Raw genomic sequence first — 13,007 nt, 5'->3', positions numbered from 1 at the left:
TCATTCGCCTGGGGTAATTTAGATAACTCCGTGAAATTGTGCAGAGTGTTAGCACAAATGGTATAGTTACACCAGAATAAGACAAGGTTAGGAGAGGTGTCCGTGCACAGGCAATTGAGAAAATACTGTTTGTCCAAAAAGGGAGCGGTCGAGGAATACCCCTTTGGACCCGATCCGGCGGTTATGAAGGTAGGAGGCAAAATGTTTGCATTGCTGCCTGTTCCAGGGGATTCTTCAGGGGTATCCATCTCGCTGAAATGTGATCCGGTCATTGCAGAGAATTTGCGAGAGCAGCATGCCAGTGTAACTGCCGGGTATCATTTGAACAAGAAGCATTGGAACACCGTCATTGTCGACGGCAGCCTGCCGATGGATGATCTGCGGGCTATGATCGACCACTCCTATGATCTGGTGCTGAAGGGGCTTAGCAAAGCTGCCCGGGAAGCTGTACTAATGCGGCTAAATGATACTTAATATCATCAAGCTGTGACTAACATTACGTCCCTGGCCCGGGACCATACGCTAGAATGAGGACGAAACCAACATTTGGAGGTATGAGCGCGCATGGCCCAAGGCAAGAGTAGAAATCAAGGTGGCAAACCAGCCCCTAAAGGTAAGGCAGCGAAAAATCAAGGGAAACGTGGAGAAAAATCCAACTTTTTATTTGTACTATCGCTAATTGTTATAGGCGTGGTCGTGATTGTGTTGTCCTTTTTCTTACTGAGAGATTCCAAAGAACCCGAGGCATCCTCGCTGCAGGACCTGCCGAATTACACTGAGATTAGAGGAGATTATGAAGCCAAGGGATTAAAATACGAGAAGCAACCCCATCTGGGCAGTCCCGAGGCCAAGGTCAAGGTGATGGAATTCGCTGACTTCAAATGTCCGGCCTGCATGAAATGGGAAGAGGCCAACATGGATCGATTCCAGCAAGAGTTTATTGATACCGGGAAGGTGGAATTTTTCTTCACCAACTATGCATTTATCGACCGGGATTCTATTATGGCAGCCAGTGCAGGTGAAGCGATCGCCGCGCAAAGCAACGACAAGTTCTGGGAATTCAAGAAGAAGCTATACGCCAACCAAGGCGACGAGACGAAAATCTGGGCTACACCTGAATTCCTGCTCGACTTCGTCAAGAAGAACATCGACGGCATTGACCATGAACGATTCGCCAAGGATTTGCAGGACCGTACCTACATGCTGGCCGTGAAAGAAGACTTCAAGACGGCCGGGTACTATGGCGTCAACGGCACGCCGCAGTTCATGGTGAACGGCGAGCTGCTGCCGAGCTCTTCCTACGAGGAATTGGCTGCTGCTGTTGAGGCGGCGTTGGCTGCTGAAGGCGGGCAGTAAATGTTTCATTTTGAAGGGAAGATTACTAATCATGATTAGCGATATAGTGATACAGTGACTGATATAGCGATATAGCAATATAGTGACTGAATTAGCAATATAGTGATACAGTGATATAACGATCATGGCAACTGTCTGCCGATAACAGACATGGGCCTCATATCCAAGAGGCAGTAAACATTCAAGGGACGTCATTCAACGGGGAGCATACTTCTACAACCTACTGTTAATGCCGTTGGGGCACATTAGTAGGAAATGCTCAGACTGTTGAGAAAGGGCGTGACGTACCATTTCTATGGAGAAGAACCCTTATAGGCTAAGGGCTCTTCTATGCGAGATGTACGGAAAACCAACTTTCTCAACAGTATGAAATACTCCCGTTAATTTGTGGAAAAGTGTTAATTATAGAGATTTAATTGGAAAAACTCCCTATAAATCCACGATTTAGGCCCATATTGGGCGATTTAGCCCGAATTATATGGAGCATTTCCCTATAATGGCTTGTTGTTACTCTAAAAGTAACTTTTATATGGAGGATTTCCCGTTAAGTCTGGCGATTGTTGCGTAATAGTAGAGCTAGATAGCTTCCTCTATAGATGAACCCTCCAATGAATGGGTTAAAAGGGAGTTTTCTGATGGTTATCGGCATCCTTATTATTCTGATTGTATGCACAACCCCTTATTTCTATAAGATGCACAAACGGCTCCAGAAGCTCGAACAAGAGGTTGAAGCAATGTAAAGTCGTAATTAGTGAAGGGTAGCCGGAAGAGGGACGGTTGGAGTTTAAACGAACACAAGCCTTCGATTCGTATCACAGAATCGAAGGCTTGCTCATTTTGCTGATATCAAGCCATCCAACAGCTCTAGGAGTGAGCCATCTCCACGGCTGGCTTAGCTAATCGCAAGGACTTATTACAAAGAATATCAAAGGAATGGCTGTGGTCGATGAAGATACAAATGCGGTCATTGAGCGCAGTTTGCAAGAGCTCATTCATCAGCCTTTTGGTCTCATCGTCCAAATGAGCGGCAATTTCGTCGAATAGCAGGACGCTGGATTCCCTCAGCAGGGCTTTGTGAACTACCATCAATGCCGAGGACAAACGCAATCGTAGAAGGCCGCCATAATTGCATTAAAGCCTTTCAACGCCGTCATTATTTCACACGCAATCGCAGTCGCTACAAGGCGGGTATTTTGATCGAATGTAACCGCCATCGAATGTTGCGCTAATAATCAAGCACTGATTTTGAGGTTGAGCCTACTATATTTTAAAATGAAACTATTTTCTAATTTAGCCAGTTAGCTCAACGATATATTCTCGTAAAATATGCATAAAAAGCCCCTCCTCGCAAAATGGTTTCTTTCATTTTGCGAGGAGGAGCTGGGTTATATCTATTTAACTATTTTAATTCTGCGGCTGCTGTTTGGCCTGCGATACGTCCAAAGACGATGATGTCGGCTACAGCATTACCGCCGATACGGTTGCCACCGTGCACGCCGCCAGCGATTTCACCGGCTGCATACAGACCGGAAATCGCTTGTCCTTCCTTGTTCAATACATGCGTTTTCGTATCGATCTTCACGCCACCCATGGTATGGTGAATACCTGGTGTGACAGGGATAGCATAGTAAGGGCCTGCTTCAAGGGTTTGAGTCAAGTGAGCTCTCTCGAATTCGGTATCCTTACCGTCTTTTACAAATTGTGTGTAGGTCTTCAAAGTAGTTTCCAAGGTAGCAGCATCAAGGTTCAATTCGCCAGCCAGCAGGGAAATGTCATCTCCCTTGGTTGCGTAACCTTCTTTAATATATTTGGCTAACGAAGCATTTTCATCAACCATTTCCTGATTTGTAATCAGATAGGCTATCTTATCCGTTTGCTTCAAGATATTTTGCGATACAACGTCTCTTGTAAGCAACTCATTAGTAAAGCGTTTAGCTTCTTTATTTACAAGGATGGCGCCATCACCACGAAGTCCTTCAGTGAACAAATAGCCAGTTTTCGGATCAGTGGTCGGATGGATCTGAATTTGCTCAATTTGCATCAAATCTGCGCCAACTTCCTCAGCCATGACAATCCCGGAACCAGTTGCCCCGGCATGATTCGTTGTGGAGAATCCTTTCAACTCAGGACGATATTTTACGACCATTTCGCTGTTGGCTCCAAAGCCGCCGGTAGCGAGAATAACCGCTTTGGCGTTCACTTTAAATGGATTTTCATTTTTATCGACAGCTTCAACGCCTACAACTGCACCATCTTGTTGAATAAGCTTCACAGCTTTCGAGTTGAGCAGAATATCAACATCAAGCTCCTTTAATTTCTTCGACAGCACATCAACCACGACTGGACCGATAGCTGCCCCGTCAGCCGGAGTATGGATGCGCGGATTTGTGGCTCCACCGGACAGGGTCACTCTGGAAATTCCGGCGCCCATGTCATTCAGCCAATAAATGGCTTCCGGCGCATGATCGACCAAGGTGCGAAGCAATTCCGGATCGTTGATGCCATGGCCGCCCTTCATGGTGTCATCGTAGAACGTTTGCTTGGAATCCTTAATGCCGTTCTCTTCCTGAATCTTGGTTTCAGCTGCGTTAATGCCGCCGGTTGCACGGTTGGTGTTACCGCCGATAATCGGCATCTGCTCAAGGATCACAACGGATTTCCCCGCTTCCTTGGCTTCGATCGCAGCTGAGAGGCCAGCTCCGCCTGAGCCAACGATGACGACATCAACGTTAAGATCCTCTTGCTTGGCTTCCTCAACGGCTAACTTGTTAGCTGGGTCCTTCAGAGCAGCAATATCGGCCCCGGCTTTTTCCAGAGCGAGGGTAACTGCCTCGATAATCCCAGCACTGGATTCACTAGCTCCTGATACAGCATCGACCGCCAGGCTTTGAGTATTGACGATATCGTCTGTCAACTGTTCAACAGCGCCGTCACCGATACTGCCGGTTTCGCCATCAGCTGTAATCTCAATTGACTCGATCTTGTCAGCAGATACGGTTACCGTAGCTTTAATCTCTCCTCCATGCCCCTTTGAAACGCCCTCGTAAGTGCCTGGCGTAAATTTACCGCCTGCAGCAGCACCTTCATTGGCTGGCTTCTCTTGGTTGCAACCTACGACGAGTAGCATAATCAGTCCCACCATAAGAATTGCCAATAAACTCTTTTTCACTATGCAACGCCCCTTTGTGTATTATTTCACAATGTTGTGCGCCCTTATATTAGCATGATTAATGAGACAAGCATTATAAGATTTGTCACAGCGTCTATTAAAAAGATCATAATGGGTAGTCATCGGGGTACAAGATGGTCTGTTAACTATTAAGTTTGATTGTAAAAAACTCAAAAGTCAAAAAAGGTCAAACAAAAAGAAAAACACTTTTTAATAATGAAAAATCAGTTAAAATGGCCGATAATCGCTCAATTTGGCCTTAGATTGTTTTTGATCAAGGGGAAGGAGTCGCTCTATAATAAAGGCGTAAGGTCAAATAAAGTCAAAGAAAGGGGAATGTGTGATGTTTGATTTGGTTCCATTTGGAAGACGTAGAGAGGATGCATGGGGTCAGTTGGCAAAGGCATTTAACGATGTGTTCAACGATGATTTCTTCACCTCGATGAGACCTCAGGCACTGTCCTTCAAGACGGATGTGCGCGAGACGGATCAGGCCTATCTGCTGGAAGCCGAGTTGCCCGGTTTTCGGAAAGAGGACATCGATATCGGCTATGCCGCTCCTTACTTGACGATTAAGGCAGTTCATCAGGAAGATGGTAGTGTAGAGGATAATCATCAACAAGTGGTCCGCAAGGAACGGCGCTATGGCGAGTATGTCCGCAGATTTTACGTGCAGGACATCGACGAGGACGGCATTCGGGCGTCCCTGAAGGATGGATTGCTGAAGCTGGAAGTGCCTAAGCGGCAGCCAACACAGTCGAAGCGGATTGAAATTCAGGATTAAAATATATCGTGCGTCAAAAACCCCAGGAATGCTGCAATCACGGCATTTCCGGGGTTTTTACTATAACGAGACTCCTAAGCGGCAATAGAGGTGTTTAGTGAGTCTCGTTTTTACGTTGACGGATGTAAAAATAAGGATTATTATGTAAATACATAACTTAAATCTAGTAAATTGTGGTTATGTTTGTTGTCGATGGATGTTGTGATTTGCTACAGTGAAGAGACTAGCTAAGCTGACTGGCAGAAGCAAAATGATCGAATTTGGGGGTGATAATTATTTGATATCCACTACCACGATTCGGGCAGAACTGGAAGATTACATTAGGAATAATGGGACAACCCTGCAGCGTTTTGCCGAAAGTTCTGGGGTAAATGTCGGAACATTAAGCGGAATTATCAATGGCAATCGTCTGATTGCGATCAGTCAGCTTGACCGGGTGACCGAAGTGATGGGCTTGCCGGAGGGACACTTTTACAATTTGTACGCTGTGGAATGCTTCACTCCAAATGCTCCGCATTGGCGGAGAGTGCGCCCCTTCTTGCTTCGTTGTGCCGAGCTGCAGCAGTATGATTGCATCAAGCTGGTGCTATGTCATCTGCTTGAAGATTTGAAGCAGGTTGCCAGCATCTTCGATACCGCTGAAATGATGTATGAGCAGGGCTGGAAGGAAGCGGCCGTTATTCTCTATGAGAGTGTGATCGAGAGTGAGCGATGCAGTCACTCGGAACGGCTGGCAATGAGCTATTATCGGATATTCCAAATCTACCAGAAAGATAGATTTAAGGGGTTCACTGCGGCTTTGCAATTTCTACCCTATAGATATCGTTTACCAGAGTACCTGGCGCTGGATGGAATATTAATGCTCATCGAGGTATACGCGGTCAGATTTAACTGGGTTGAAGTTGAGAACTATGCTGATGAATTAGCCCAGCTAGCGTGGACTTTATATGAAAGCAGAATGTGGGCACAGCCAGACTTCAAGCCAATCCGTCCCCTAGTATTTTATTATGGTAAAGCCTATCTATATAAGTCAGGTGCCTATGAGCTTCGAGGTATGTATGAGGAGTCCAGGAAATGGATTGCTAAATATGCAGATTTATCTTGGTTTGAGGGCCTTGATGATGAGGGTAGAGCAGAGATTAAGATGTTGAAGATATTCGCAGAAGCTAATTATATGTGCGTTGATGTGAAAGCGGGCAATCGTTTGAGGATACCTGAATATGTTGCTTTTCTAAATTCACATCCAGATGAAATTGTTGAAGGACTAATTACTTTAGTCGAGTCTGCCAACAGACATGAATTTTATATTGATGATGTACTGTTGCGATTCTCTGCTCACATTGAGCAGTATAGACAAGTTGGCAGGGAGGACAGTTGGATGGCTAGCAGGGCCGTGGATACAGTTAACTCAAAAGAACCTCCCTATGTGTTCCGTTACTCTTTGTTTTTTCAGAACTATGCTGTTTATCACTTTAGAAGAAATGCTGATACAGAGGGAATTGATAATCTCCTGGACAGCATGAAGATGTCTATCAAGTTGAGTAACAAATCTATACTAGCAAATACCATGGTTCTTTTTGAGCTTCACAGAGAGTTTGCCTCCAAGCAGCAATATCAAGAATACAATAAAGTATGTAGAAAGGTGTGGGAAAATGAAGAAGAAAATGTCTTGGGTGGTTTTGGCTATGCTTACGTTTAGCTTTATTTTTGTTTCGGGTAATGATTTGTTTACGACCTTTTTCCATGGCTGGGGTTAGGTTCTAAAAGATATCAAGGTATAATTTGAGGGTCCGGCGTAAGCTGGTCCCTCTTTCTATTTGTAAAATTGGAATTTTTTGTTTTTTGCAGTATGTTTCATTATGAAATATTTGGCAACATATTCTAATATATTCATAGGGTGATAGCTATGAATAATTCCGAAAAAATCAAAATTTGTATAGAAGCGGAAAGACAAAAATTAAACCGTCTAGCTCAAGTATATGGCCTGCGGAGCGGCCGAGTCATTCATCAGTCCGTCCTTCTGGACGGGTTGATCAATCAGTATAACAAGGTCATGTATGCAGATATGAAGCTCAAGAAACCCATCGCTTAAAGACGGTTTCTTTGTCCTATGGTCAATTCCTGATGAACGGAATGAAGTAACAATTCTTGCAATAAGATGCGTACATCGTATGGGTAATTTTGAAGGTGGACGATAGTCTGGACTTCTGTTACTTAGATGTATGCGGTGTAGATGAGACGGCTGATTGCTATTCAGCAGTCACAGCTCGTGAGCTACGCTTAACTAACTCAAGAGGAACTAGGCGATCAATTCTCGCCCAGCTCCCTTTTAGTGTTTCCTCGATTCATTAATTCGTTTTCGATTTATTATAAATATCAAACGCGACGGCTAACAGCAGGACGAGGCCTTTGATGCCTTGCTGCCAGTCGACGCCAAGCCCGATGAGGGACATGCCGTTGTTCATCACACCCATGACCAGGCCGCCGATAATCGCACCCATGACGGTACCGATTCCGCCGGAAGCAGAGGCGCCGCCGATAAAGCAGGCGGCAATGGCATCAAGCTCGAAGTTGATGCCAGCCTTGGGCGTGGCTGAATTCAGGCGGGCTGCAAAGATTAATCCGGATAAGGCGGCCAAGGCGCCCATGTTGACGAATACCCAGAAGGTTACCCGTTTCGTCTTGACCCCCGACAGGCTGGCGGCCTTCTCATTGCCGCCGATGGCATAAATATGCCGTCCGGCCACCATTCGGTTCATGACAAACGAATAGATGACAATCAAGAAGAACAGGATGATGAGAATATTAGGAAGTCCGTTATAGGTAGCGAGCACAAATGTGAAGATGTTCATCACGGCCACAAGCAGCACCATTTTCGTGACGAACATCCAGATGGGTGCGGTGTCGAAATTGTATTTAATCTGGGTACGGCGGTCTCTGAATTCTTGCCAGATGAAGAGAACAGACAGCAATATGCCGAGCGTCACCGTAAGCAGGTGAATTTCGCCGCCGCCAAGCCAATCCGGGAGAAAGCCGGAGCTGATGCGTTGAAAGGTTTTCGGAAACGGTGCAATCGACTGGCCTCCCAGCACAATCATGGTAAGTCCGCGGAATAGCAGCATGCCGGCCAGGGTGACGATAAAAGCCGGGATTTTAACATACGCGATCCAGAAGCCCTGCCAGGCCCCGATCAGTGCTCCGGCTGCCAGGGATAAAATGACCGCGAGATACACCGGAAGCTGCAAATTCACCATCATGATGGCGGATAGCGCACCGATGAATGCGGCGATGGAGCCGACGGACAAGTCGATATGTCCGGTAATAATGACTAGCACCATCCCAATGGCCAGCACCAGAATATAGCTATTTTGCAAGATCAAATTCGTAATGTTAAGCGGCTTAAGCAGAATACCTTCGGTCAAAATCTGAAATAAAATGGTGATGAAAACTAAAGCAATAATCATGCCGTACTGGCGAATATTCTTCTTAAAGAGCTCGCTGACTGCTTGCATCTGTCTCCCCCCTGCCTCGAGTCATGGATTTCATTAATACTTCTTGCGTGGCTTCTTCGCGGCGAACCTCCCCGGTGATCCGGCCTTCGCTCATGACGTAAATCCGGTCGCACATCCCGAGAATTTCCGGCAGTTCGGAGGAGATAAACAAGATGCCCTTGCCCTCGTCAGCCAATTGATTCACGATGGAATAAATTTCGTATTTGGCCCCGACATCGATCCCGCGGGTAGGCTCGTCGAGAATCAAGATCTCCGGCTGCGAATAGATCCATTTGCTTAATACAACCTTTTGCTGGTTGCCGCCGCTCAGATTAACCGCTTTTTGCAAGATGCTTGGTGTTTTGATGTTAAGCTTGCGGCGGTACTCCTCAGCGACAAGCACTTCCTCCTGTTCATGAATAACACCTCGGCGAGAGAGCTTGCCCAGCGAGGCGAGCGAAATATTACGCTTGATATCGTCGATCAGGATCAGACCATATTGCTTGCGGTCCTCAGTAACATAAGCCACTCCGTGTTCAATCGCCTGGCTGATGTTATCAAATCGAACCTCCCGGCCGTGCAGGAACAGCTTGCCTTGAATATGCCGCCCGTAGGAGCGGCCAAAGATGCTCATCGCAAGCTCCGTCCGGCCTGCTCCCATCAGTCCGGCGATGCCGACAATCTCACCCTGACGAATGTTCAGGTTAATGTTGTCCAGCACCTTGCGCTCTCCTTGCTGAGGATGATAGGCCGCCCAGTCCTGCACCTCAAAGATGATATCGCCGATTTGGGGAGTCCGCACGGGATAGCGATGAGTCAAGTCCCGACCGACCATACCTTTAATAATGATGTCCTCTGTGACCTGATCGGCCTTCATATCCAACGTTTGAATCGTCTGACCATCACGCAAAATGGTAATCGAGTCTGCTACCCGGCTGATCTCGCCCAGTTTGTGGGAGATGATAATCGAGGTGATGCCCTGATTCTTTAACTCCAGAATGAGTGCGAGCAGGTTCTCGCTATCGTCTTCGTTTAACGCAGCCGTCGGTTCGTCCAGAATTAACAGCCTGACCTTTTTGGACAAAGCCTTGGCAATCTCCACCAACTGCTGCTTGCCTACTCCCAGTTCCAGTACACGGGTAGCTGGCGATTCATCCAGCCCCACCGTATGCAGCAACTGCTTTGTTTTCAGTGTGGTCTCGTTCCAGTCGATGAGTCCGCGTTTGCTCTGCTCGTTGCCCAGGAATATGTTCTCCGCAATCGACAGGTAGGGAATCAAGGCTAATTCCTGATGGATAATGACGATTCCAACCTGCTCGCTTTGCTTGATGTCCTTGAATTCACAGGGCTGCCCGTCAAAGGAAATGTCACCTTCGTAAGAGCCATGCGGATATACTCCGCTGAGCACCTTCATCAGCGTGGACTTGCCAGCCCCATTCTCCCCGCACAGGGCGTGAATCTCTCCCTCGGTTACCTTGAGGTTGACGTTGCTGAGCGCTTTAACGCCCGGAAACGTCTTGGTAATGTCCTTCATTTCCAAAATCGTTTTATTCAAGTGCCGTCACCGGCCTTTCCTTGATAGTCTTTTAGAGGCCCAGTTCTTCCCGCGAGTAATAATTGCTTTCCACCAGCAGGCTTTCCACATTGTCCTTATCTACCGATTGAGGCTCCAGCAGATAGGATGGAACCACTTTTACGCCGTTGTCATAGGTTTCAGTATCATTGACTTCGGCCTCCGAGCCTTCCAAGATGCTAAGAGCCATAGAAACCGCCTTTTTAGCCAACTCCCGTGTATCCTTAAATACCGTTTGCGTTTGTTCTCCGGCGAGAATGGATTTTACGGAGGCTAGCTCCGCATCCTGTCCGGTTACAATCGGCAGAGGTTTGCTGCCAGAGCCATAGCCTACGCCTTTAAGCGAGGAGAGGATGCCGATGCTGATGCCGTCATAAGGAGAGAGGACCGCATCCACATTTTCCGTGGAGTAGTGGGCACTCAGCAAATTATCCATCCGTGCTTGAGCCGTAGCTCCATCCCAGCGAAGCGTAGCGACTTGCTCCATCTTGGTCTGCCCGCTGCGCACCACCAGCTTGCCGGAGTCTATATACGGCTGTAGAACAGACATGGCTCCATCGAAGAAGAAATAGGCATTGTTGTCATCCGGCGATCCGCCGAACAGCTCGATATTGAAGGGTCCCTTGCCCTCCTTAAGTCCAAGCTTCTCTTCAATGTAGGAAGCTTGCAGCACACCAACCTGGAAGTTGTCGAAGGTAGCGTAGTAGTCGACATACTCGCTATTCATGATCAGGCGGTCATAGGCAATGACTTGAATGCCTTGGTCATGCGCCTTTTGCAGTACCTCGGTCAATGCGCCACCATCGATGGAGGCAATGACGAGAATGTTAACACCTTTAGTAATCATGTTCTCGATTTGCGATACCTGATTTTCAATAACGTCCTCTCCGTACTGGAGATCGGTGTCATAACCGAGTGCCTCAAATTCCTTGACCATGTTGTTGCCGTCGCCAACCCAGCGCTCTGATGATTTGGTTGGCATAGCAATACCTACCGTTCCCTTACCTCCGGAGCCGCTGCTGCTTCCGCCGGCGCAAGCCGCGAGGCTGAGCATAAGCACCACTGTCACTATTATTGCTAATGATTTCTTCAAAACTCATTCCCCCTACATGTTTTGTGAATGCGTTTTCACTAGAGAGTATAACAAGGGGAAGAGGAAGTCGTATTTACATAGAAACTACTCTTTTTATAATTTTTTTACTTACCACTGACCTCGGTAAGCCAGGGAAAAGCTTTTATCTTTGATGATTCCATGTTTGAACGCAACCGGAGCAAAGCTATAGAGATACTGGCACGATTTAAAGATCATGCCACAGGCGCTTTCTACAAAGGCTTTTGCATATTGACTATGGGGTGGTCGGAGGGTCTCGTTTGTCCCCGTAGACGTTTCCAAGTCTGGGATTACAGAAATAGCAGACGGGATCGACAAACGAATCCACGGTTACAAGCGTCGGCAAAGTACGGACGCCTGTTCGTTCGGCGGTCTGCTTTATTTGCTTTGCGATGAAGTTAGCACGCTCGACTGAGCCTTGGCCCTGCAACAACTGGTTGATTGATCCATGAGGTCGCTACCAAAGCTGGGAAGAAACTTTTGGCTCTTATTCAGCGTCAACTCCAACACTGAATTGCTAGATATTATCGCAACATTTTCTATCTTATAGCGTCAACTTACTGAAACAAACTATTATGGAGGTGTCAAAGTGATGAAAAAGAGCTTATTTATATGTAGCTTAATATTAAGTTTGTCAATGCAAACGGCAACCGGTGCAATGGCAGCTTCAAGTCAGAAAGGACTTTCTCTAAATATTAATGGTAGCGTGGCCAATGGACAGAATCCCGTTGTCATAGACAATGTAACATTAGTTCCAATACGAACAGTTTCCCTTATTCCAAATCTAAAAGTGGACTGGAACAACAAAACCAAGACGGTTACGGTAAGCGATTCAGATACGAAAAATAAACTGAAACTGACGGTAGGTAGTAATATTGCGTATGTCAACGATAAGAAGGTTTCAGTCGGGGTAAATCCTACTGTAAAAGAAGATGCTGTGTATGTGCCTTTTCGTTTTATAGGGGAAGCATTAGATGCAAAAGTACTTTGGAACCCTGATACCAAAACAGTTGTTATTTATAAGCCTAGTCAAACTCTACTTCAACGTTTTGCCAGCAATAAACTAGAAGAATCCAGAAACGCAGCTATCCAATTACCAAGAATCTCACTACAGGAGGAACTCGCCGGGAATGAGGAAGGAGGCGATGGAGGCACTTATTACTTCCCTAATAAAAAGAGCAACAGCTTTATTTACGCCTATAGAGGAATCGCTCAATATGCTGAGGTTAAAGATGGGGCGGCTTGGGTTAAATGGGAAGGCCAGATAAGCACAAGTAAACCAAACAACAAGAGTGTGATTCCAAATGTGCTCCAAGTAAGTGAAAAGGAATGGGGAGACAGACCTTCCTTCACAGGGAAAATAGATTTTTTTAAGGATTTGTGGAAGACAGAGCAAGTGAAATTTGGAACTTTTGATGAAAACGGCAATATCATCTATGAAGGTGAGAAGTCTTTTCCTAATAATAAAGGGAAAGACATTATTGCAACAATACCTGCCGAATAACAATAATAGGTTGTCGATT

General features: G+C 46.4%; 10 protein-coding genes and 2 pseudogenes. 8 read left to right on the top strand and 4 right to left on the bottom strand.

All coding sequences use genetic code 11. The annotated features are described in order from the left end of the window. The first annotated feature begins 102 nt into the window (after positions 1–102). The 3 genes and pseudogenes from C557_RS0109905 to C557_RS25675 all read left to right on the top strand — a co-directional run. The gene (locus C557_RS0109905; RefSeq protein ID WP_026263399.1) at positions 103–474 is read left to right on the top strand and encodes an MmcQ/YjbR family DNA-binding protein; all 372 of its coding nucleotides are present in this window, start codon (positions 103–105) and stop codon (positions 472–474) included. A gap of 90 nt (positions 475–564) precedes the next feature. After that, positions 565–1,356, top strand: coding sequence for a DsbA family protein (locus C557_RS0109900; protein WP_018751707.1), 792 nt, complete (start codon positions 565–567; stop codon positions 1,354–1,356). A gap of 1,062 nt (positions 1,357–2,418) precedes the next feature. Beyond that, positions 2,419–2,585, top strand: a pseudogene (locus tag C557_RS25675) (ISL3 family transposase); the annotation flags it as partial. A 170-nt stretch (positions 2,586–2,755) separates the two neighbouring features. Here C557_RS25675 and C557_RS0109885 read toward each other — a convergent pair. Next, positions 2,756–4,525, bottom strand: a complete 1,770-nt coding sequence (locus C557_RS0109885) for a flavocytochrome c (protein WP_018751704.1) — start codon at positions 4,523–4,525, stop codon at positions 2,756–2,758. A 343-nt stretch (positions 4,526–4,868) separates the two neighbouring features. On the opposite strand from C557_RS0109885, the gene C557_RS0109880 reads away from it, so the two are divergent. The 3 genes from C557_RS0109880 (at position 4,869) to C557_RS0109870 (ending at position 7,401) form a co-directional block, all read left to right on the top strand. Then, a complete protein-coding gene (locus C557_RS0109880; protein WP_018751703.1) occupies positions 4,869–5,309 on the top strand; it encodes an Hsp20/alpha crystallin family protein in 441 nt (146 codons plus the stop codon). Between the two features lie 250 nt (positions 5,310–5,559). Further along, positions 5,560–7,008 carry a helix-turn-helix domain-containing protein gene (locus C557_RS0109875; RefSeq protein ID WP_018751702.1) on the top strand — a complete coding sequence of 483 codons (1,449 nt, stop codon included), beginning with the start codon at positions 5,560–5,562 and terminating at the stop codon, positions 7,006–7,008. A gap of 207 nt (positions 7,009–7,215) precedes the next feature. Beyond that, on the top strand, positions 7,216–7,401 hold the full coding sequence (locus C557_RS0109870; RefSeq protein ID WP_018751701.1) for an aspartyl-phosphate phosphatase Spo0E family protein: 186 nt from the start codon (positions 7,216–7,218) through the stop codon (positions 7,399–7,401). A 256-nt stretch (positions 7,402–7,657) separates the two neighbouring features. Here C557_RS0109870 and mmsB read toward each other — a convergent pair whose 3' ends face one another. Genes mmsB through chvE form a run of 3 tightly spaced genes read right to left on the bottom strand, consistent with a single transcriptional unit; the run spans position 7,658 to position 11,427 of the window. Then, positions 7,658–8,821 (bottom strand): multiple monosaccharide ABC transporter permease, encoded by a 1,164-nt coding sequence (mmsB, locus tag C557_RS0109865; protein ID WP_018751700.1) that lies wholly within the window; start codon positions 8,819–8,821, stop codon positions 7,658–7,660. Beyond that, positions 8,796–10,355: a multiple monosaccharide ABC transporter ATP-binding protein gene (mmsA, locus tag C557_RS0109860; protein WP_018751699.1), complete on the bottom strand. Its 1,560-nt coding sequence runs from the start codon at positions 10,353–10,355 to the stop codon at positions 8,796–8,798. The genes mmsB and mmsA overlap by 26 nt, the downstream gene beginning before the upstream one ends. 31 nt (positions 10,356–10,386) lie before the next feature. Continuing rightward, positions 10,387–11,427: a multiple monosaccharide ABC transporter substrate-binding protein gene (gene chvE, locus C557_RS0109855; protein ID WP_420805392.1), complete on the bottom strand. Its 1,041-nt coding sequence runs from the start codon at positions 11,425–11,427 to the stop codon at positions 10,387–10,389. A gap of 153 nt (positions 11,428–11,580) precedes the next feature. Here chvE and C557_RS25670 point away from each other — a divergent pair. After that, positions 11,581–11,830, top strand: a pseudogene (locus tag C557_RS25670) (IS4 family transposase); the annotation flags it as partial. A gap of 246 nt (positions 11,831–12,076) precedes the next feature. Continuing rightward, entirely contained in the window at positions 12,077–12,988 is a 912-nt protein-coding gene (locus C557_RS24160; RefSeq protein ID WP_018751697.1) for a copper amine oxidase N-terminal domain-containing protein, read from the top strand. Positions 12,989–13,007: the final 19 nt, after the last annotated feature.

The organism is Paenibacillus sanguinis 2301083 = DSM 16941, assembly GCF_000374825.1.
Taxonomy (GTDB): domain Bacteria; phylum Bacillota; class Bacilli; order Paenibacillales; family Paenibacillaceae; genus Fontibacillus; species Fontibacillus sanguinis.
Note: the sequence above shows the minus strand (reverse complement) of the source record. Positions and strands in the feature narration are given on the sequence as shown.

What these genes read in the sequence shown, in the direction of transcription:
- C557_RS0109900 (WP_018751707.1), top strand. Translation starts at nt 565, where the DNA reads ATGGCCCAAGGCAAGAGTAGAAATCAAGGTGGCAAACCAGCCCCTAAA.
- C557_RS0109880 (WP_018751703.1), top strand. Translation starts at nt 4,869, where the DNA reads ATGTTTGATTTGGTTCCATTTGGAAGACGTAGAGAGGATGCATGGGGT.
- C557_RS0109875 (WP_018751702.1), top strand. Translation starts at nt 5,560, where the DNA reads ATGATCGAATTTGGGGGTGATAATTATTTGATATCCACTACCACGATT.
- C557_RS0109870 (WP_018751701.1), top strand. Translation starts at nt 7,216, where the DNA reads ATGAATAATTCCGAAAAAATCAAAATTTGTATAGAAGCGGAAAGACAA.
- mmsB (WP_018751700.1), bottom strand. Translation starts at nt 8,821, where the DNA reads ATGCAAGCAGTCAGCGAGCTCTTTAAGAAGAATATTCGCCAGTACGGC.
- chvE (WP_420805392.1), bottom strand. Translation starts at nt 11,427, where the DNA reads ATGCTCAGCCTCGCGGCTTGCGCCGGCGGAAGCAGCAGCGGCTCCGGA.
- C557_RS24160 (WP_018751697.1), top strand. Translation starts at nt 12,077, where the DNA reads ATGAAAAAGAGCTTATTTATATGTAGCTTAATATTAAGTTTGTCAATG.